The following is an 18,002-nucleotide window of genomic DNA, read 5'->3' as shown; positions in this document are numbered from 1 at the left end:
CACCATGGGCATGACCATTCGGTGGGCCCTGCAGGCAGCACCTACGACCTGCGCTGGATCGACGCCATGGTGCAGCACCACATCGGTGCGCTGCGCATGAGTGAATTCGTATTCAACATTGGTTCACCGGGCGTGGGAGCCCTGGCCAACGGCATCTGGAATGAGCAGAGCAATGAGATCAAGGCGATGGGGCAGTGGCGCAAAGCCTGGTATCCCCAGGCTCCGGTGTATCCAGTGATGCTGCCTCCCGGTGGCAATCCCAACAGCCTGGAAGCCCTGCGGCGGATGAGCGCCGCACAGATCACGGCGATGCAGATGAGCGGATCGGCCCCCAGCCCTGAAACCCGGGTGAACTGGTTTCTTGAGGGCATGATTCAGCACCACGGCGGTGCACTGGAGATGGCGCACGACGCCCTGGATAAATCCACCAACCCCACAATCCTGCGGCTGGCGCGCCAGATCATCGTGACCCAGCGCCGCGAAATCATCGAGCTGCGCCGCATGCTTCGGCGTGACGGTCTCAACAAACCGGCTTACTACAAGTACGACGCTCTGTTTTCACTGTGATCAGCCCAGTCCCCCAGCGCTGCACCATTGTCACAGTGCTGCTCAGCGCCACACTGCTACTTCCTCAAGCCAGCTGGGCCCACTCCAAGGGGCTCTACTCGACCCGATCCGAGGCCGAGCAACGGGCCAAGCAGCTCGGCTGTGATGGGGTGCACGACAACAACGGCCGCTGGATGCCCTGCAGCAACGAAGCGATGCTGCACAAGGAACTGCGCGAGGAGTGACGCCCATGCCCCGCTCTCTGCAACACCGGGCTCGGCGGTTGCATCGACTGCTCGTTCCACTGGCAGCGGCACCGCTGTTGCTCACGGCCGCCAGCGGCTCGCTTTACAGCCTCCTGCTGGAGCAGGGCGTGGATGCCTTCTGGCTACTCAAGATTCACACCAGACGCTTCGGACCGTTGAATCTGCAGCCGTACTACTCGATTCTGCTCGGCATCTTCACTCTGGTGGTGATCCTCTCCGGGCTGAGTCTCTGGTTCTCAAGGCCGAGGCGAGCCTGAACCACCGAGATTGCCAACCCAACGGCAGCTCTACAACATCAACCGTTCTGTTCTCCCGGCTCGGGATTCACCAGTGCGAGGCGACAGCCCGGGAAGAGCTCCTGGCCGTTTCCCAGTGCTTCCTCGCGGCTGTCGGCCTCGATCCGCACGGTGGTGGTGCCATCGGCGGAGTCGATCAGCAGTTCGTAGAGCAGTCCCATGGCAGCCGTATCCACTGGGGGCGTTATAGAAACTCTGCTGCTTCTTGTCGCCCTGAGGAGGGGCATCTACAGCAAAAAGCCCCGAGCCATAGCCCAGGGCGGAGGAGAGCCAGAGGTCTGCTGTCAGGCGTCAACCCCTGCCGGCTCTGATGTCCCAGAATGCCGCGCCGACGCTGTAGCTGGCGATCCCGATTTGCTGTTCGTAGCTCTGGCGTGCCTTGAGCTGGCACTCGATCTCTTTGCAGCCGATCGAATAGCTCCATTGCTTACGGCCGGCGCGGCGGTTGAGCACCAGATCGGGAGTGATCTGATAGCCCTGGCCGTCTTTGCCGGCCGGCAGATGGGAGCGCAGATCACCGCGCAGGTGCGCCAGGCGCAGTTGTTCATTCAGTTCTTTCTGCTCGTGAGCCAAGAGCTCCTGCTGGTGCTTCACCTCAAGCAGGCGGGAGACACAGGTGGTGATGGACTCGGCGGAGAAGCGAGGGTCCTCCACTCCAGCTTCGGCTGGGAGGACACCAGCTGCTGCCAGGAGTACGAGAGCCTCAGCTGAGCCGGGGCTGGGTTCACCAAGGACAGGGGCGGTCAAGGTTGCAGTCATAGATCTCTCTGTGGTGTGTTCAGCGGACGATGGTCTGGATCTGATGGAGGGCTTCGATCAGTTCTGAGCGGCGCAGGAGTTCGATCGGCGCCGGCAGCGAGCTGCGATCGATCGGATAGCTGCGCAGCAGTGAACGCAGTTCAACGACCGACAACTCATCCCAAAGGCCGTTGCCGCGGGGAGCTGGCACCGCCACCGGAGCCACCGCCGCAGTGGGCTGGTTGAGTTGGCTCAACAGCTGCGTCAGGCCCGTGATCGTCTGGAGCAGCGTGCGCTGGAGATCGAGTTGCTCAGGTTGCTGGCGGCAGGAGCAGCCGTGGGTGGAGATGGGATGCGACATCAGACGACGACCTGATAGACGACAGAGGGGGTGTGGAGCTTGCGCTCGCTCTTGGGGCAGTAGGCCTCCCATTCGGCAGCGAAGGGATAGGGCTCAATGCCGGACACGTCCTGCAGGTCGACCTTCATCCCGTCGATGGTTCCGGGTGTCACCACATGGACGTTCTGGGCGGCCTTGCTGCAGAAGTTCAGACCTGCTTCTGAGTAGGCGTTGCTGCCCACCAGGGAGGCGTTGCGGGCGTGGTAGTCGCCGATCGCGCTGGCGTGCAGGTGACCAAAGAGGGTGAAGTCCACCGTGATGCCCTGGGCGGCGTACTTGCCGGTGATCTCTTGAACCGACCTCTGCACGTTCGCGCCGATCTGGTGGCCGTGCAGGCAGAGGAAGGTGCGGCCCAGGACCTCAAAGAGCAGTTCATTGGACCGGAAGCCCTTGAACGCAATGCCATCGGCGCCGGCAAAGCCGCGCTTGAGGATCTCGTAGATCATCAGGTCGTAGCTATCGCTGGCAAGTTCATCGCTCCAGCCGAGCTCTTTGTTCACGCGGCTTTCATTGCCGGTGATGCCATACACCTCGATCTCGAATTGCTCGCGCAGGTCGAGCACAAAGGCCCGCAGGATATCCACCGCACAAAGGGTGGCTTTGGAGCGATTCGTGGCATTGCTCAGCAGTTCATCCAGGCGACGATCGCTGTTGAGGAAATCGCCAAGACAGGCGATCACAACCTTGCGGGCGCCGTAGCTCTTGCCCAGTTGTTTGACGCGGCTGGCCAGCTTGGCGAGGCGCTGTGCGGCAATCGAGAAGTCATAGCGATTGGAGGGGAGATCAACCCGCTCGTTGAAGTGCAGATCGCTGAGCTGCACGATCAGGACCGCATCGCGGGACTCCGGAATGCTCCGCAGGGTGAGACCGCGGCTAAAGCTCTGTTCCTCAAGCCGGGCACAGAGCTCCCGTGCGTAGGCCGTCACTGCGTTCTCAACGCGGGCGTGTTCACGGAAGGCCTTGCGCTCAATCCGGTTGGTATCGGCCTGAGCCTGGCGGGCCTTGGCAAGGCGCACGTTGAACTGCAGCAGTTCGCGGTCGGGGTCTTGAACGCAAGGATGTTTGACTACCTGGCGCTTGCGATTGCGGGTTCTGCGTTCTTTGTTTAAGCCCATAGAGACATGCAGGTGATGAAGGCTACCGGCAGTGCTTTGTTGCACTCAGGGGTGCCTAGATCTGCTGCAGTTCATGCAACGGAATCGGCCGTTGTCCGCAGGCGCAGCGACAATCGAGCCAGCGCTCCAGCGGGACCTCGAGCTGCTCAGCAATCTCTGGATCGCTGAGGCCTTGGGTGACGTACTTGCGGGCCTTGATCCAGAGCTCCCGCAGGCGGTGGCTAATGCGCACTGAGAAGCCGGTATCGCGGAAGTGGTGCAGCAGCTCGCCCTTGACCTTCGGGACGAGATAGCTGGAGGGGCGATGGCCCCGGCTTGGATCAAAGTCCACGGCCCCCTTGCAAAGGCCCTCGTAGGCCGGTCCGATCAGCTCCTCGACGGCGACCGACCACCGGCGGGCAAAGCGCTGTGCCTGTTGATGGGCCAAGCCCAGGTGCTCACAGGCAAAGGCGCGCTGGGCGCTCGTCATCGGACGGCGCGGGCGTCTTGGCATTCATCCGTTGTGCAGGTGCGAGAGGCTATGGGCACCGCTGGGCTCGAGTCGCCCCACCAGCACCGCGCGTAGGGGTGTGGGGGCCAATAGCTGAACAATCAGTGCCAAGGCGATGCCGATGACACTGCCGCGGGTGAACCAGGGCATGGGTGCAATGCAACTCCCCAAGGGTTCCGCAGACCAGCGCAGCCCTGAAAGGGGAAAAGATCCTGTGGCTTGCAGCACAGGCTCTGAATCTGCCTGCGCTTGCCCCAAGCACCTGCCCACAGCTGTGCTGCCTTGATCCCACGGCTGTGGCAGCTCCAGGCCACAGCCGTGGGCTGCACTGGGGTTTGAACCGGAGCGAGAACCCAAGCAGTGATGCCAACAGGCCATGAACACACAGGTTCTTCTCACTCACCACCACCGCGAAGCCATGGCAAATGCCGCCGCCCGTGGCTTCTGGATGCCCCTGGAGCTGCCCGATGGCCCGCGCGCTGAGCTGATGTATCTGACATCGCTCAGCCAGGGAGACAACAGCATCAAGCAGCTGCTTGAGATCACCAGCCTTGAGCCCTGGCGAGAAGGCGATGGCATCACGCGCTGGCTGCCCTTCACGGGCCAATGCCTTGACCTACCGCGACCCATTCCCCTGGGTCAGCGCCGGCATCTGGCTGGATGGCTCCCGCGCAGGCGCACGGCATGCCAGATCATCGCGCTGGATGTACTGCTTGAGGCCGACTGCCTTAGCGACTTGCTTGTAGGCAAGGCTCAGCGGAACGGAGGAGGTCGCCGCTGCGCAGCACGCCCTGCTCCAGCCCCCAGCTCAGTAGGTCCCGTTGCCCGCGGCTGCCTGTCTTGGCGTACAGCCCACTAAAGCGGCGTCGAATGGTGTCGCACCGCACCTGCAGTAAGGCCGCCATCTCCGTTGTCGTGCGGCCTGCAGCGAGCATCCGCAGGAGCTCCTGCTCACGGTCGGTCAGAACTGCTCTGCACTCGCCGGCCTGTTGCAGGCGCGCCGCAAAGGCTGGGTCTAGCCAGCTGTTGCCACGCAGGAGGCAGGCCATGACTTGAAGCAGTTGGCCCTCGCCCGTGCGTTGGCTACAAATCAACCCCTGGGGAGCGCACTGCCAAAGACAACGCAGCCGCTCGTCGCTGACCCGCTCATCCAGGCCAACCAGCACCTGCCGGATCGGCGGGTGCTCTCTGTTGTGGCATCGCGCCGTGAGCAGGGTTTGTGCGCCGCCGCCTGGATAGAGGTCATCGCAGAGCAGCAGTGCAGGGCGGCCACTGAGGGAGGCTCCACTGATCCATTCAGCTGGACTGAGCAGGCGGAAGGACAGCGGCTCTAGCAGCAGCGCAGCGGTGGAGATCAGCCGTTGGTTAGGGCTGCAGACCAGCAGATCCCAACCGCCACTGAGATCGGCTACGGCCTGCTTAAGAACCTGGAGGGAAGCAGGCGGGTTCTCTGTCCCCATTGCTTCTGGATCACTGGTCTTGCTTTAGCGCTGCGGCGCGCAACTTGCCCAGAGCCTGTTGCTTAAGACCTTGAATCTCCTCTGGGCTCATGCCAGGGAAGGAGCGGCGCAGTTGAGGTGGAGTGAGGCAGGGCTGGCGCAAGTAAAGGTTGCGAATCGCCCGCAGTTCCAGCGGCTCCAGCGCAGATAACCAGCGCTCGAGGGACGCGAGTGATTGATCCTCACGCTGCTGATCGCCCTGTTCTCGGCTGATCTGCTGCGAGGCCCGCACTAACAAGGAGAACCCTCGATCGCTCTCCTCCTCCTGGACGCCCTGATCGAGGGAGTCCGTCAGCGTTCCGCGCCATTGCTGCAACAGTTCAGCCAGCTGGCTTGGCTTGAGTGCCTTGCCGTTGAAGCGCAACTGAGCCGCCAGCCACGGCAGCGAGGGCGCCGAACCGGTGTTGGCTTGGTGTTGCTCAATCAAGCGCTGTGCCTTGAGCATCAGACCGGCCTTCTCCGCCGGAAAACGAATCATGCGCCGGCCGCGCTGCAGGAATTCAGAGAAGCCGCGCTGCAGCCAAAAGCTGGCGTAGGTCGAGAACCGGTAACCCTTGGCCGGATCGAACTTTTCAGCGGCCCGCACCAGATTCAGCGCCGCTTCCTGCATGGCATCAACGGTGCCCTCATCGCGCAGGGGCAGCAGATGGCGGTTACGCCGCCAGGTGTGACTGACGAGCCGCAGGTTGTGTTGGACCAGCTGATCGCGTGCACGCAGCGCGCTGCGGCGCACGGGCTTGGGGGCATGATCCGGACCATCGGGATGCTGCTGCCAGCGTTGGATCCGGCGGGAGAGCTCGAGCACGGTGCGCTCACTGAGGGGCTGATGACGGCTGGCGGACTGCAACCAGGCATCAACGGAGGAGGTCAGGCAGGGTCGACGGGGGGCCATGGCAAGGACGCAACTGCGCGGAGCATTCCCCGTATTTCCACGGTTGCGCTCACCACTGCAGTTGGGTTATGGCAGCGGTGTCTGCTGTGCCCCAGGGATGAGGCCTGTCGTGCCCTGCGGGTGAGGGCTGGTGTGCCTCACTTCTATAGAGAGAAGAAAAAGAAGAAGAAGAGAACACCAGCGGCTGGGGTCCAGGGGGCTCCGCAGGGAAGACGTGCGGTGCCCATAGCCTCTGCCGTCACGACAGGAGCAGGACCTCCTGATCCGGTATGCAATTTTTCTGCGTTCGAACGCAGGCGATCCAACAAACCCACCAGGCCTTGCTGCAGCTCCAGGGGCGGCGCCGCGGATCCAGCAAGCCCAGCCGAGCCCTGCGCGTCGCCAGCCTCTATGGCCACCTGCAGTGGCGTGCACGCCCAACGGGAGTGGTGTGCTTCGCGATCCGCGAGCTGGCGGAGGCCTGGCATCTGCAACCGCGTCTGTTGCGCGACGACCTGGCGGACCTGCAGGCGATGGGCTGGCTGAGTTACAGCACAGGGCCCCAGGGCACACGGGCAGAACTGCACCGCCAAGGGAGCTCCACGCCTGCGCCGCAGCGCTCGATTGAGCTGAAAGCACCGAGCGATCTGGTGGAGCAGTTTGCGGCGACCTACAACCGCCACCGCCCCGGCAGCTGGCCGGCCTATCAACCCAAAGGCGCCGTGCTGCTCCCGCGGCTGCAGCGCGCCATCCGCTACGCCGGCTCGCCCGAGTCGTTGTGGGAACGAAGCGCTGCGGCCCTCTCGGAGATGCCTTCCTTCTGGCGCGAGACCTACCCGAACGGACGCAGCGGCAGCGATTGCATTGCGGCGCTGTTGAGCGCCGATCGCAAGGCAGCTGGTCTGGGCCCGGAGTTCTGGCATGTCTTCACCTGGGGCGCAGGGGCCTGCGGGCGCGACGCGGATCTCGAGCGTGCGCGGCGCCTGTTCCTCTGGGACGGCCACCAATGGCGAGGCCAGGGGATCGAGGCGCTCAAGCTGCAGGCCGCTGAGAAGCAGCGACTGATCGAGCGGCTTGAGGCCGAGGGCCACGGGCCAACAGGGAGCGCTGCGCTCCAGTTCCAGCAACCCGCAGAGATGTATTGAGCGATGGCAGATCTGAATCGGCCGGTTCCGGGAGGCTTTGACCCGGAGGTGGTGCAACGCGCCATCGACAGCGGTGCCTTGCTTGAAACCAGCGGCGGCCTGATCGCCGCAGAACCGCTGGCGCTGCCGTCAGGGGTGGATGGAGAGGCGCTGCTCCTCCATGAGAAAAACCTGCTGGCAGCGGTCCTGCGCGGGAGCGGCGACCAGAAGCAGCGCTGGGGGCAATTCCGCCGCGCCATTGGTCTGCGCTTTGACGAGGCCGTGCCCGCGGGCCTCTGGCTTGATCCCGGGCATCGGGCCCTGGCGCTTGAAATTGATGAGCTCTATCGCGGTGAGCGCGACCTGGCGCTGCTCAACGCCCACTCGCTTCGTGAGGGCCTGCAGCAACGGGCCCTGGATGGACGCTTCCGCGGCTCAATCCAACAGCTCGAAACAACACTGTCTGCGCTGCTGGCCTGGGGAGAGGACGGAGCCCTCCACCCCGAGCTGGAGTTCGAGCTGGCCTGTCAGCTGTTCCAGAGCGCCAAGGCTCGGGCGCTCTTTTACCCGGGCCTGCGGCGTCTGTTGGGCCGCGAGCGGTGTGATGGCGCGATCGACACCGAACTGGAGCAGTGCCGTGCGCTCCTGAACGAAGCCACCGCAATTACGGCGGGCCGTTTTCGCCAGAGCATCGCGGTCTGCAGCGCCAGCGATGCGGCTACCGAAAGCATTGCCCTGGCCTCACTGCCGCAGGAGCAGCGCCCAAAGCCGATCTCCACCGGCATCCCCTCGCTGGATATGGACATGCGCGGCGGGATCCTGCCGGGCACCGGCGAGAGCACCTGGGTGTTGGCGGCGCGATCGGGTGTGGGCAAAACCACGCTGGCGATTGCAGCGGCGATGGGCCTGGCGATCAATGGGGCCTCGGTGCTGGTGCTCTCCTGTGAGCTCAGCCGGCGTGCGATCGGTGCCCGCTTGCTCTCGCATTACTGCCGCCGTGCGGCTGGGAGCTATCGCTCGAGCTACTGCACCAATGACCTCGAGGGCCGCGGTCGAGTCATTGAGGGCCCTGAGCTCGAGCAGCTGACGGGTTGGGCCGCGCAGTTCTCAGAAGGCATCGCGCCCAATGGGGCGCCGATGGGAAAGGTGCTCTATCAATCCCAGTTCGCTGCCACCGTGGAGGACCTGGCGGCTCTGGTGGAGGACTGCAAAAGCGCTCATCCGGATCTGGCGGCGGTGGTGCTCGATCACTTCCACGCCATGGGCCCAACCGCCGGCTACGGCAGCAACACCACGGCAGAGCTCGCGGCGCGGGCGATGGCGATCAAGGCGATGGCCGGACGCTGCGAGCTCGATGCCTTTGTGGTGGCCCAGCTGAACCGCGGGGCCTATGGCAACCCCACCGGCCCGGATGTCTCCCACCTGGCTGGTACCTCAGAGCTGGAGCGTTACGCCTCGGCGGTCTGGCTGGTTGATCGCCCCAAGCTCGATGAGTTCAGCCCCGCCAAGCCCGGTGTCCTGGAGGTGCACCACGGCAAGTTCCGCCATGGGCAGATGGCGGGCGGCAATGACCTCAGCAAAACCACGATCCGCCTGGACCGGGGCCATTGCTACCTCGAGGCCGATGAGGGCCGGCGGGTGTTCAACGGCTCGGACCTCTACCCGGGGGTCGAATGTCTGTGATCACCCCGGCGCTGCTGGAGCAGGTGCGCGAGCGCGCCCGCATCGTCGATCTCTTCAGCCCCGCAGAGCTGCGCAAGGCCGGATCGGAGTACATCGCGACCTGCCCGTGGCATGAGGACCGGCGGCCGTCGCTCACCGTGAGCCCAAAGCGCAACCGGGTGCACTGCTTTGTCTGCGGCAAGGGCACCGATGCCATCGGCTGGCTGCAGGACCGGCAGGGCCTGAGCTTTCAAGAGGCGGTGCTCGAGCTGGCGCGCCGCAGTGGCGTGAATGTGGCCGACGGTGACGCCGAGGCTCAGGCGCGCTTTGAGCAGGAGTGGCGCGAGCGCAGAGCGTTGATGGCCAAGCGCACCGAGCAGCGCACCGAGTTCCACCAGGAGCTCGAGCAACAGCTGGAGCAGGGCGGTGCGGGGGCGGACTACCTCAAGAGCCGTGGCATCACGCCGGAGACGGCTCGCAGCTGGCAGCTGGGCTTCGCCGCTGGCCGCTTGATGCTGCCGCTCAATGACGCCTCAGGGCAGACCGTGGGCTTCTGCGGCCGGGCGACTGGTAGCCAAGAGCCCAAGTACCGCAACAGCGCTTGCGATCTGCTGTTTCAGCGCAATGGCCTGGTCTTTGGTTTGGATCAAGCCGCGGAAGAGATCCGCAAGGAAGGCACGGCGTTGCTTGTGGAGGGACCGCTGGATGTTCTCCAGCTGCACCAGGCCGGCTTCCGCACTGCCGTGGCCTGCCTTGGCACCAGCGTCTCGCCGCTTCAACTGCAACTGCTGCAGCGCCAGGGCATGAGGCAGCTGCAGATCGCCTTCGATGGCGATCACGCCGGCCAGAGCGCCACGGAGCGCTTGATTGAGCAGCTGCAGCCGCAGCTGGTGGCTGGAGGCTTGAGCGCTTCTGTGCTGCAACTCAGTGGTGGAGCCGACGTCGACGCCCTGCTCTGCAGCGCAGGCCCAGCTGGCGTTGAGGGCTTGCTGGCGGGTGCGCGCCACTGGCTCGATTGGCGGCTGGAGAGGCTGCTGGCGCCGTTGCAACTGGGCGATGGAGAGGCGCCGCTGGAGACGCTGCAGGCGGTGGAGCGCGAGGTGCGCGCCGTCTTTGAGCCCTGGCCCGATGGGGTGTTGCGCCAATCAGCGCAGACGCGCCTGACGCAGGCGCTGTCGGGTGGAGGGATGCCGCACTGCGATTCCATGCTCCACAGGCCGGGCTTGTGCACGGCGCGGCAACGGGCCGAGCGGCGTGCCTTACGTCTGTTTCTCCATGCCCCAGAGACCCGCGAGCTCGTGGGTGCTCTGCAGTTGCAGGACCCGGCCTGCCGCGCGGCGCTGGATTGGCTGTCCAACCTCGCCTTGCTCTCGCTCGATGGCTCGATCGCCGCCCTGGCCCTGCAGCTGGCCGCTGCGCTGCCTGCGGCGGTAGCGGCTGAGATCAGCGGCGCTGCGGCGCCGGGTCCAGAGCTGATCGCTCTATTGCAGCGCCAGTCCCAGGCGGAACTCGAGGCCCTCTTGGATGCACTCGAGCCGGTCGCTGAGGCCATGCCCTAGGCGGGACAGGGCAGAGCGGCCGCCAAGGAATCATCGGCAGATGTGCTCAGGCGTTTTTGTATCGCTATGAGCCATAGCGGATCTGTGCGATGCAGTCGCGATGAGGGAGAAAGCCTGGTTGGTGACCGGCTTTTTTATTGCTTGCAGGCCTGGCCTGACGCCCGAGTGTGATCGGCGGAACGTGGCGCAAATCGAAGGCCGTTGGCATGGTGAGAGACCTGCTGCCGCCACCGATGAGCTGGTCAGAACTGGAGCGATTCGTCGAGGAGCTCGAGGCTGACGCAACCCTCAGGCGCGCCCTTAAACACTGCCGCTCCCGCAAGGAGCTGATCCTGGCGGCACGGCGCCTGGGCTACCGAATCACGCGGATGGATCTGCAGCGTGACCAGTGAGGCCGAGATCGAGCGGATCGATCAGATCGTGTCTGCACTGCTTGGTGGGTCGTACACCCATGCCAAGGGCAGCGGCACGCTCAGCTCAGAAGAGATCCTGGTGATCGCCCCTTACAACGTGCAGGTGAACCGCCTGCGCCAGCGCCTAGACGGCAAAGCCAGGGTGGGCACGGTGGACAAGTTCCAAGGGCAGGAGGCACCGGTTGCGATCCTCTCGCTGACAGCCAGTAGCGGTGACGATGCTCCACGGGGTCTGGGCTTTCTGCTCTCGCCAAACCGCCTGAATGTGGCGATCAGCCGGGCCCAGTGCCTCTCGATCGTGGTGGGCTCCCCTGGATTGACGAGCGGCTTGGCGAACACGATCGAAGAAGCGGAGCAGATCAACCGGTTGTGCCGGATTATTCAACGCAGCGGATCATGACCATCAGGAAGCTCATCTGCGAACCCGTTCTGGGGGCGCTTCTACCCCTGGGACTCATCGTTTCTCTGGGCCCAGTCGCGATAGCCCAGCAACCGGTCCAACCCCTCACAAAAGTGGGAGGGTGCCCGCTCGGCTACTACAGCTCCGGCAGCTACTGCGTGCCCTCGAAGAGCGGGAATACCCGCGGAGCATTGGAGAAAACCGGCAACAGCTGCCCGCTGGGTTTCTACAGCTCAGGCAATTACTGCGTCAGCAGCCCAAGCAACAACCGGGAGGCGATCCAGAAGCAGGGAAACTCTTGCCCGTTGGGTTGGTACAGCTCTGGCAGCTACTGCGTGAAGAGCCGCTGACGGATCCAGCGGCAATCATTCGCAGCGGAGAGGATCAATCCTCTTCTTCGGCACCACCCGCTGGGATCAGCTTGATCTGCTTCCGACCTAGTTTGATCTCAAACTCATCTCCAGGCTTGAGATCGAGCATGGCGGTGTAGGCCTTGCCGATCATGAGATTGCCATTGAATTGAACACGGGTTGTGTAGCTGAGCTTGCGGCCACCTTTGCCCCGGCCGGCGCCGTCGTTGCCGAGGCTGAGGCCCTTGGCTTCCAGCAGGGCCTCATAGAAGGCGGTGAAGTTCAGACGCTCACCGCCATCCTTCTTGGTGCTCACGTATCCGCAGCTCCGCACCAGATCGGATTTGGAGACATCGCCCAGCTCTTTGACTTTGGCGAGCAGATCAGAGCCGGTGAGCATTGGCAGAGATAAGACTTAAGCAGAAGCTATCGCCCCGCAAGGCATAGCAGTGAGCTCAGATCGCTGATTGCAACCATCAAAAAAGGAGGCCTCCTCAGACCTCCTTAAGCGTGCAGTAGTCATCCTCTGCAATGTGGCGGTTCTAACGCCTCTGGCCATGGATTGCCAGCTCAGATCTCCTGGAGCAAGCGCTCGAGCCGCACCAGTTGATAGCGGTTGGCTTCTGAGGGAACAGCGCTATACATCGCCCAGCATTGGCGCAGCTGCGCTTCCAGGCCCTGGCGCACGTGGTGGTGGCTGTGCAGCGAGATTGTGGCGGCGGTTGGGGTGAAGGTCATCGCGAAGGTTCGGGCAACTGTTCAAAGGGTTCCCCGCCCTGTCCCCGCAGGTCCATGCAGCGATCAATTCGCCGGGCTGAGTTGAATCCACCAGCCGCTACCCGGGCCCTCCACTTGCCAGCGGGGGCTCCAGTTGCGCTCGGAATAGCGCAGGGCCTGACCGCTACCAATGGCTGTACTCACATAGCCGCCCTCGGCAAGGGCGGCCTCGCCATTGGGGTCATGCATCAGCAGTTGCCTTGAGGCCGGATCCCACCCCACGACAACACTCCAGTGGCCGCCGCCACGCGGTGCGCTGACCGGACCGCGATGCAGCCAGCCGACAGGACAGGGGAGCCCGCGCCTGAGCTGATGCAGTAGATCCTCGATTGCACCGTCCTGACGAAAGCGCGCCCGCAGGCCCAGGGAGCCGAGGGCCGCAATCTGAGCGCTGGCATCGGTGCTGTCGCCATAGCGCTGAACCAACCGGAGGTACTGGTCATCGACTTGCCCTTGCCCTGCCAAGCAACCCGGCTTGAGGAAGGCAGCGGCCATGGCACAACTCGAGGAGAAACACATCCGCCGGCCCTGATCGGTGGCGCTGTCGTTCTGGCTCAGGTAGGGAACGGGCAGCTGGATCAGCCCTGGTGTCAGCCCGCCTCGGTAGCGAGCGGCGAACCTCTCCAGCTGCTCCGGAGTGAGGCTGTCCTGCAGCAGAACCCAGGCCTCGCACTGATGCGGCAGTTCTTGGAAATGACGGACCGCTGAGAGCAGCTGGATCGGTTCAGACAAGGCGCGCGGAGCAGACGGCCCTGAAGGGTTCCGGATGCAGCGCTCGGAACCCTTCGTTCTCCAGGGTCTCCAGCAGATGAACTCACGCCGGCTAGTGGTTTGGATCTCCGCCGGAATCCTTAGCTTTCAGGGCGCCACCTTGGCCTTCGATCTCCTCAACTGCACGGCCCTGAGTTGGCTCTACGTGCGAAGCAATGGCTTGCCAGCGCTCGAGCAACAGCAGAACATCCCTCCAGAGGCACCCGTTTCGGCCTTCTGCAGTCGCCCCCAGGACCGGATTGATGAGGCCGTCAGCCAGGGCCTGAGCATCCTGGCGGGCCTAGCCCTTGGGAGCTCCGTGGGCGGGCGGGGTGAAGGCCGGCACTGAGTAGCAAGTAGTTGCCAATAGCCTCCGGAAGCCGCAGTCAACCGATGAAGAGTGACTCAAGTCGCCAGTGGATCTGTACACGCCAGATGGCCGAGCTTCTCAGCCTCCACCGTGTAACTCTCCAACGGTTGAAATCAGCCGGTTACTTCCGCCAAGGACATCATTTCCGGAAGGCCAATCCACTGGCTCCGCGCTCAAACACGCTCTGGCATGAACAGCGCGTCCTGATGCGTCTGCAGGCCGAATAAAAGCCAGATCCGACAGCAATGAGACAGCGTTGAGACCGTGTTTCTAATTATCAAGATCTGGCAAACGTGCAAAGTCCCGTGCAAAGTCCTCCAGGCCACCCCAGTGATAGCAAGGGATTACGACCAAGTTCTCGAGATTCATAACCCCAAGGTCGGGAGTTCAAGTCTCCCCCGAGCCATTCGTGTGACAATTCCGGCTCCGTTTGCAGTCTCAACGCATGTCGATGGCGTTGAGACGCTCTCGAAATGAACTTGGGGCTTCGGCCTGGCGCGAGGGCAATAGGGGCTCTGAATACGACGACTCCAGGGCATTGGGGCGACGTTGAGCACGAACAGGCTGCCCCCTCAACGGACGGGCCTGAAGCGTGAGCTCCCTGGTCTCGGGGTCGCGATTGAGCGGCTGAGCCTTCAGCTCACTACGCACCTGGTTGAGCAGTCGAAAATGGCCGGTGCTGCTGAATTTGCGCAGAAGTGCCTGATCCCAGGCCATGGAGCGTTTGATCATTGCTTGACTGTAGACCTGCCAAACCATCGACGTACACCAGATCACGACAAGTGGAAGGCCAGTCGTGATAAATTGTCGAGCGCAACTGGAAGTCGTTTCGACTTTGCTCTAGCCGCCACGCTTCCGCTGCTCAACCCTCGCCCCTTCATCATGACCGCTAACGGTTGCCTGCGCGTGGGCCAACAGGCCCCTGATTTCACAGCCACCGCTGTAGTGGACCAGGAGTTCAAGGAGATCAGCCTCTCCCAGTACCGCGGCAAGTATGTGGTGCTGTTCTTCTATCCCCTGGACTTCACCTTCGTCTGCCCGACTGAAATCACTGCCTTCAGCGATCGCTACGCCGATTTCTCCAGCAAGAACACTGAAGTGCTGGGCGTCTCCGTTGACAGCCAGTTCAGCCACCTCGCTTGGATTCAAACCCCACGCAACCAGGGCGGCCTTGGCGACATCGCCTATCCCCTCGTTGCCGATCTCAAGAAGGAGATCTCCACGGCTTACAACGTTCTCGACGAAGAAGCCGGTGTTGCTCTGCGCGGCCTGTTCATCATCGATCCCGAAGGCGTGATCATGCACGCCACCATCAACAACCTGCCCGTGGGTCGCAATGTTGATGAAACCCTGCGTGTTCTTCAGGCCTTCCAGTACGTGCAGTCCCACCCCGACGAGGTGTGCCCCGCCAACTGGACTCCTGGCGAAAAGACCATGAAGCCCGATCCCGTGGGTTCCAAGGAGTTCTTCGCAGCCGTGAACTGAGCATCTCAACTTACAGAGAGCTTCGTTCAACGATTCGAGCCGCCCTCAAGGGCGGCTTTTTTCTTGGCCAGAAAGATCATCAACAAAAGTCCCATCAAACTCTCCTTGAAGCAAAGCCTGAACGCCCGCCAGCAAATTTGGAGCCATCGCAACACGACTTCCATCACTCACTACCACACGCGTAAGCGTGGGCAAACCACCCCTTCTGGCTCGTAAATACACTGGCTCGACATACAGCAGAGCATTGCCCAAAGGAACAACAAGTAGATTCCCCTGCACAACCTCAGATCCAGCTCGATCCCAAAGACCAAACTGTTGACTGATTGTGGGATTCTGATTAATCAAGGCTTGAATCTGCTCTGGACCAAAGATCGGAATATCGGTGGGGAAACGCAGAAGAACCAGTTCTCCATAGTGATCATCATCATTCCGGGCGGCCAACCAGGCCGACAGGTTGGGCCGGGCTAAGGGTGTCAGGGGTTGAAGGAGAAGAAACTCTGACGACTGATTGGTCCGCAATTGGGCAGTGATGTGATAAGGAGCAACAGGGATCTGATCTTTCCCGTAGAGCTCAAGTGGAACCTGCCAAACATCATCACCGCTATAAAAAATGCGAGGGTCGGTAACGTGATATCGGAGAAGCTGCTGCACCTGCAATGCAAACATACTGGGTGAAACCATGAGGTGTTGACGGAGCACCTTTGGCATCTCAGCAAGAGGGCTAAAAAGTTGTGGAAACAAGCGCTGCCAACCAAGAATGATCGGATCATCCGGCTCGCTCACATACAAATGAACCGTGCCGTTGTAGGCATCAACAACTGCTTTGACGGAATTTCTTGCGTAGCGAAGTGATCGCCCATCAGGGAGACCTGAGGCATAGGCATAGGTATTAGAGGTCGTAAAGCCATCAACAATCCAGTATTGATGCTGTTGCACGTCATACCCCTCAGCAGTTTCTGGAATTGGAACCGAAACGAGATAGGGATCACCATAAAAATGCAGGAATGGAGCCAAAGTGCGAACTCGTTCCTTGACGTCGCGACGGAGCAGAAGCTTGGAATCACGGTCAAGAGAACCCGTGTTGAGAAGTCTTGGCTCCTGGAGGTAAACAGCAGCAGCTAAACGTTGAAACCCGTTGGAGAGGGGGACACCGGCTAAACCTGAGTAATGGTTGTAGAGATTGCGATCGCCTTCTGGAAAATCAAATTCTTCAACCTTTGTTGGTGCAACGGCATAGGGAGAGGGCAGCATGCCGAAGTAGAGAGCAGCGCGGCCAATCGGCACATGCTTTTCCACCTCTTCAGCAGTGATATTCAGAGCAGCATTACCGCGAATACGGGCCGTAGCACCGAGATCACTGATGAAATATTCGGGAAGACCATCTGGGGCCTTGGTATTAACTGGACTGAGGGTGAAGCCAAAGCCGTGCGTGAATACAAAGTGACGATTTAACCAGGTGCGCGAACGATCGGGCAGCGACGCCTGGTCAAGCTCCCGTGCCGCGATGATCACCTGCTGTCGCTTCTCCTTGTCGGTGTGCAACTGGTAGCGATCGACCGCAGCATTGGAGAAGCGGTAGTAAACGCGTAGTTGTTGCAACTGGCGATTGGTGGCCAGCAAGGGCTGACTGTCCCAGAGGCGAATATTGCGGAGCGTGCTGGCACCTTCGACCAGATCATCGGGCTGGAGACGGGGTGAAGGGTTGATGTCACGGCTGACGATTGCATCGAGCTGAAAAGCACGACGGGTCGCCGCAATCGACCGCTCCAAGTAAGGGGATTCCAGGCGCAGCTCCCGTGGTTTGACCACCAGCCACTGGATGGCAGGTGCAAGGAACAGCTCAGCAAGCAAGGCCGATGCAGCAATCGCTGCCATGAACAGGCGAAGCCTGCGACGACGACGAACGCCCGCGGGATAAGGAATCACCAACAGGCCCAACAGGGCAAAGGCGAGAGCTGCCAGCTGACGCAGGGGCAGCACAACATGAACATCAAGCCACCCAGCACCAGCAACCACTCCGTCCTGTGACCAGAGCAACTGGTGCCTTGAGAGCCAAAGCAGAGAGGCAACCAATAGGCAGAGAATGGCCAGAAGTGGACGCAATCGCTGCCTTTCAAGACCTGTCAAGCCAGGGAAGGACCAATCAGTGAGGCCTGGGGCACGGGTCAGACGTGCCCAGACCGCGGTGCCGAGGGTGAGCAGGAGCTGAAAGAGCAGCAGTTCAATCGCCAGTGCCCATGCGGAAAATCGCCCCAGACCGAAGCTCACGTCAGAACCGAGCAGAGGTTCGCGAATGCCAACGTCTGGGATCGTCCACGCCAGAGCCCACAGTCCCCAGGCCCTTCCAGCGATCCAACAGACCATCGCACCACCGACAACCTGAGCCAGGAGCCCCCAACTGCCCAGCAGCACACCGAGCACCAAGGTCAGAGCGGCCACCCCGATAGGCAGGCTGAGGGACCAGCCGGACGACGGAGACACACTCCACCACTGGCTCAGGGAAAAAGGATCGATCCAGGCCAGCCAGGCCAGCCTGAACAACACGCTGAGTACAGCCGCGACCAGGAGGAGGCTTGCGACGAGTACGAGCCCAAAAGCGCGACCACGTAGGGACCACAACACGGGTGGGCCCGGCACGTTTGCTGACCTAAGCCACCAGCGCCGCCAGAGGACGGTGGCCCCTGCAACCACGGCCGCCAGACTGAATCCCGCCGCCTGCAGACCCCAACGCAGGGCGAGGACCTGCTCGAACTGAAACTGGGAAAACCACGCCCACTCCACCTGGACGCGCAAGAGAAACCAGGTCAGGCAACTGACCAAAAGAAGAGGCAATAGAAGGCGAAATGCCTGGCCCCGCTTGAACACTTTCACCCCTCGGGCAGTCGGCACCG

24 protein-coding genes are annotated in these 18,002 nt (G+C 62.2%); 11 read left to right on the top strand and 13 right to left on the bottom strand.

Annotated elements, in window-relative coordinates; translation table 11 throughout:
• From CWE17_RS12010 to CWE17_RS12000, 3 genes are all read left to right on the top strand, one after another.
• Positions 1-567, top strand: a 567-nt coding sequence (locus CWE17_RS12010; protein ID WP_131457491.1) for a DUF305 domain-containing protein, incomplete at its 5' end; no start/stop codon positions are given.
• The gene (locus CWE17_RS12005) at positions 564-791 is read left to right on the top strand and encodes a DUF3721 domain-containing protein (RefSeq protein WP_240789404.1); all 228 of its coding nucleotides are present in this window, start codon (positions 564-566) and stop codon (positions 789-791) included. The genes CWE17_RS12010 and CWE17_RS12005, both read left to right, overlap by 4 nt.
• Positions 792-796: 5 nt before the next feature.
• Entirely contained in the window at positions 797-1,069 is a 273-nt protein-coding gene (locus CWE17_RS12000) for a hypothetical protein (RefSeq protein ID WP_131457489.1), read from the top strand.
• Positions 1,070-1,107: 38 nt separating this feature from the next.
• Here CWE17_RS12000 and CWE17_RS12100 read toward each other — a convergent pair whose 3' ends face one another.
• From CWE17_RS12100 to CWE17_RS11970, 8 genes are all read right to left on the bottom strand, one after another.
• On the bottom strand, positions 1,108-1,269 hold the full coding sequence (locus tag CWE17_RS12100; RefSeq protein WP_161971436.1) for a hypothetical protein: 162 nt from the start codon (positions 1,267-1,269) through the stop codon (positions 1,108-1,110).
• Positions 1,270-1,399: 130 nt separating this feature from the next.
• The gene (locus tag CWE17_RS11995) at positions 1,400-1,867 is read right to left on the bottom strand and encodes a hypothetical protein (RefSeq protein ID WP_131457487.1); all 468 of its coding nucleotides are present in this window, start codon (positions 1,865-1,867) and stop codon (positions 1,400-1,402) included.
• Between the two features lie 19 nt (positions 1,868-1,886).
• On the bottom strand, positions 1,887-2,207 hold the full coding sequence (locus CWE17_RS11990) for a hypothetical protein (RefSeq protein ID WP_240789403.1): 321 nt from the start codon (positions 2,205-2,207) through the stop codon (positions 1,887-1,889).
• A complete protein-coding gene (locus tag CWE17_RS11985; RefSeq protein ID WP_131457485.1) occupies positions 2,207-3,406 on the bottom strand; it encodes a hypothetical protein in 1,200 nt (399 codons plus the stop codon). Before CWE17_RS11985 ends, CWE17_RS11990 begins: the two co-directional genes overlap by 1 nt.
• Before the next feature lie 10 nt (positions 3,407-3,416).
• Positions 3,417-3,854: a sigma factor gene (locus CWE17_RS11980; RefSeq protein WP_240789402.1), complete on the bottom strand. Its 438-nt coding sequence runs from the start codon at positions 3,852-3,854 to the stop codon at positions 3,417-3,419.
• Positions 3,855-4,001: a hypothetical protein gene (locus CWE17_RS12095; protein WP_161971435.1), complete on the bottom strand. Its 147-nt coding sequence runs from the start codon at positions 3,999-4,001 to the stop codon at positions 3,855-3,857.
• A 578-nt stretch (positions 4,002-4,579) separates the two neighbouring features.
• Positions 4,580-5,311 (bottom strand): response regulator transcription factor, encoded by a 732-nt coding sequence (locus CWE17_RS11975; protein WP_131457481.1) that lies wholly within the window; start codon positions 5,309-5,311, stop codon positions 4,580-4,582.
• A gap of 10 nt (positions 5,312-5,321) precedes the next feature.
• The gene (locus tag CWE17_RS11970) at positions 5,322-6,242 is read right to left on the bottom strand and encodes a sigma factor (protein ID WP_131457479.1); all 921 of its coding nucleotides are present in this window, start codon (positions 6,240-6,242) and stop codon (positions 5,322-5,324) included.
• Between the two features lie 269 nt (positions 6,243-6,511).
• Between CWE17_RS11970 and CWE17_RS11965 the strand changes: the two genes are divergently transcribed.
• The 6 genes from CWE17_RS11965 (at position 6,512) to CWE17_RS11940 (ending at position 11,729) form a co-directional block, all read left to right on the top strand.
• On the top strand, positions 6,512-7,366 hold the full coding sequence (locus tag CWE17_RS11965; protein WP_131457477.1) for a hypothetical protein: 855 nt from the start codon (positions 6,512-6,514) through the stop codon (positions 7,364-7,366).
• 3 nt (positions 7,367-7,369) lie between these two features.
• A complete protein-coding gene (locus CWE17_RS11960) occupies positions 7,370-9,028 on the top strand; it encodes a DnaB-like helicase C-terminal domain-containing protein (protein ID WP_131457475.1) in 1,659 nt (552 codons plus the stop codon).
• Entirely contained in the window at positions 9,019-10,566 is a 1,548-nt protein-coding gene (locus CWE17_RS11955; RefSeq protein WP_131457473.1) for a DNA primase, read from the top strand. The genes CWE17_RS11960 and CWE17_RS11955 overlap by 10 nt, the downstream gene beginning before the upstream one ends.
• A gap of 206 nt (positions 10,567-10,772) precedes the next feature.
• A complete protein-coding gene (locus CWE17_RS11950; RefSeq protein WP_240789401.1) occupies positions 10,773-10,958 on the top strand; it encodes a Nif11-like leader peptide family natural product precursor in 186 nt (61 codons plus the stop codon).
• On the top strand, positions 10,948-11,379 hold the full coding sequence (locus CWE17_RS11945) for an AAA domain-containing protein (RefSeq protein ID WP_240789400.1): 432 nt from the start codon (positions 10,948-10,950) through the stop codon (positions 11,377-11,379). Before CWE17_RS11950 ends, CWE17_RS11945 begins: the two co-directional genes overlap by 11 nt.
• The gene (locus CWE17_RS11940; protein ID WP_131457469.1) at positions 11,376-11,729 is read left to right on the top strand and encodes a hypothetical protein; all 354 of its coding nucleotides are present in this window, start codon (positions 11,376-11,378) and stop codon (positions 11,727-11,729) included. Before CWE17_RS11945 ends, CWE17_RS11940 begins: the two co-directional genes overlap by 4 nt.
• Before the next feature lie 34 nt (positions 11,730-11,763).
• On the opposite strand, the gene CWE17_RS11935 is transcribed toward CWE17_RS11940, so the two are convergent.
• The 3 genes from CWE17_RS11935 to CWE17_RS11930 all read right to left on the bottom strand — a co-directional run bounded on the left by CWE17_RS11935 (position 11,764) and on the right by CWE17_RS11930 (position 13,238).
• Positions 11,764-12,129 carry an AbrB family transcriptional regulator gene (locus tag CWE17_RS11935; RefSeq protein ID WP_131457467.1) on the bottom strand — a complete coding sequence of 122 codons (366 nt, stop codon included), beginning with the start codon at positions 12,127-12,129 and terminating at the stop codon, positions 11,764-11,766.
• 170 nt (positions 12,130-12,299) lie between these two features.
• Positions 12,300-12,467, bottom strand: coding sequence for a hypothetical protein (locus CWE17_RS12295; protein WP_164498767.1), 168 nt, complete (start codon positions 12,465-12,467; stop codon positions 12,300-12,302).
• Between the two features lie 63 nt (positions 12,468-12,530).
• Complete coding sequence (locus CWE17_RS11930; RefSeq protein ID WP_206338383.1) at positions 12,531-13,238, bottom strand: papain-like cysteine protease family protein; 708 nt, start codon at positions 13,236-13,238, stop codon at positions 12,531-12,533.
• 34 nt (positions 13,239-13,272) lie between these two features.
• Here CWE17_RS11930 and CWE17_RS11925 point away from each other — a divergent pair, with 34 nt between their 5' ends.
• Positions 13,273-13,605 carry a hypothetical protein gene (locus tag CWE17_RS11925; RefSeq protein WP_240789399.1) on the top strand — a complete coding sequence of 111 codons (333 nt, stop codon included), beginning with the start codon at positions 13,273-13,275 and terminating at the stop codon, positions 13,603-13,605.
• A 459-nt stretch (positions 13,606-14,064) separates the two neighbouring features.
• Here the strand turns inward: CWE17_RS11925 and CWE17_RS11915 are convergent, their stop codons facing one another.
• The gene (locus CWE17_RS11915; RefSeq protein WP_131457461.1) at positions 14,065-14,358 is read right to left on the bottom strand and encodes a hypothetical protein; all 294 of its coding nucleotides are present in this window, start codon (positions 14,356-14,358) and stop codon (positions 14,065-14,067) included.
• Between the two features lie 150 nt (positions 14,359-14,508).
• Between CWE17_RS11915 and CWE17_RS11910 the strand changes: the two genes are divergently transcribed.
• Entirely contained in the window at positions 14,509-15,111 is a 603-nt protein-coding gene (locus tag CWE17_RS11910; protein ID WP_131457459.1) for a peroxiredoxin, read from the top strand.
• Positions 15,112-15,156: 45 nt separating this feature from the next.
• On the opposite strand, the gene CWE17_RS11905 is transcribed toward CWE17_RS11910, so the two are convergent.
• Entirely contained in the window at positions 15,157-17,982 is a 2,826-nt protein-coding gene (locus CWE17_RS11905) for a UPF0182 family protein (RefSeq protein ID WP_131457551.1), read from the bottom strand.
• Positions 17,983-18,002 lie beyond the last annotated feature (20 nt).

This window comes from Synechococcus sp. BS56D, assembly GCF_004332405.1.
GTDB lineage: Bacteria > Cyanobacteriota > Cyanobacteriia > PCC-6307 > Cyanobiaceae > Synechococcus_C.
The sequence above is the reverse complement of the archived record's forward strand: the minus strand, read 5'-3'. Positions and strand labels throughout refer to the sequence as shown.

What these genes read in the sequence shown, in the direction of transcription:
- CWE17_RS12000 (WP_131457489.1), top strand. Translation starts at nt 797, where the DNA reads ATGCCCCGCTCTCTGCAACACCGGGCTCGGCGGTTGCATCGACTGCTC.
- CWE17_RS12100 (WP_161971436.1), bottom strand. Translation starts at nt 1,269, where the DNA reads ATGGGACTGCTCTACGAACTGCTGATCGACTCCGCCGATGGCACCACC.
- CWE17_RS11995 (WP_131457487.1), bottom strand. Translation starts at nt 1,867, where the DNA reads ATGACTGCAACCTTGACCGCCCCTGTCCTTGGTGAACCCAGCCCCGGC.
- CWE17_RS11990 (WP_240789403.1), bottom strand. Translation starts at nt 2,207, where the DNA reads ATGTCGCATCCCATCTCCACCCACGGCTGCTCCTGCCGCCAGCAACCT.
- CWE17_RS11980 (WP_240789402.1), bottom strand. Translation starts at nt 3,854, where the DNA reads ATGCCAAGACGCCCGCGCCGTCCGATGACGAGCGCCCAGCGCGCCTTT.
- CWE17_RS12095 (WP_161971435.1), bottom strand. Translation starts at nt 4,001, where the DNA reads ATGCCCTGGTTCACCCGCGGCAGTGTCATCGGCATCGCCTTGGCACTG.
- CWE17_RS11975 (WP_131457481.1), bottom strand. Translation starts at nt 5,311, where the DNA reads ATGGGGACAGAGAACCCGCCTGCTTCCCTCCAGGTTCTTAAGCAGGCC.
- CWE17_RS11970 (WP_131457479.1), bottom strand. Translation starts at nt 6,242, where the DNA reads ATGGCCCCCCGTCGACCCTGCCTGACCTCCTCCGTTGATGCCTGGTTG.
- CWE17_RS11965 (WP_131457477.1), top strand. Translation starts at nt 6,512, where the DNA reads ATGCAATTTTTCTGCGTTCGAACGCAGGCGATCCAACAAACCCACCAG.
- CWE17_RS11960 (WP_131457475.1), top strand. Translation starts at nt 7,370, where the DNA reads ATGGCAGATCTGAATCGGCCGGTTCCGGGAGGCTTTGACCCGGAGGTG.
- CWE17_RS11955 (WP_131457473.1), top strand. Translation starts at nt 9,019, where the DNA reads ATGTCTGTGATCACCCCGGCGCTGCTGGAGCAGGTGCGCGAGCGCGCC.
- CWE17_RS11950 (WP_240789401.1), top strand. Translation starts at nt 10,773, where the DNA reads ATGGTGAGAGACCTGCTGCCGCCACCGATGAGCTGGTCAGAACTGGAG.
- CWE17_RS11940 (WP_131457469.1), top strand. Translation starts at nt 11,376, where the DNA reads ATGACCATCAGGAAGCTCATCTGCGAACCCGTTCTGGGGGCGCTTCTA.
- CWE17_RS11935 (WP_131457467.1), bottom strand. Translation starts at nt 12,129, where the DNA reads ATGCTCACCGGCTCTGATCTGCTCGCCAAAGTCAAAGAGCTGGGCGAT.
- CWE17_RS12295 (WP_164498767.1), bottom strand. Translation starts at nt 12,467, where the DNA reads ATGACCTTCACCCCAACCGCCGCCACAATCTCGCTGCACAGCCACCAC.
- CWE17_RS11925 (WP_240789399.1), top strand. Translation starts at nt 13,273, where the DNA reads ATGCAGCGCTCGGAACCCTTCGTTCTCCAGGGTCTCCAGCAGATGAAC.
- CWE17_RS11915 (WP_131457461.1), bottom strand. Translation starts at nt 14,358, where the DNA reads ATGATCAAACGCTCCATGGCCTGGGATCAGGCACTTCTGCGCAAATTC.
- CWE17_RS11910 (WP_131457459.1), top strand. Translation starts at nt 14,509, where the DNA reads ATGACCGCTAACGGTTGCCTGCGCGTGGGCCAACAGGCCCCTGATTTC.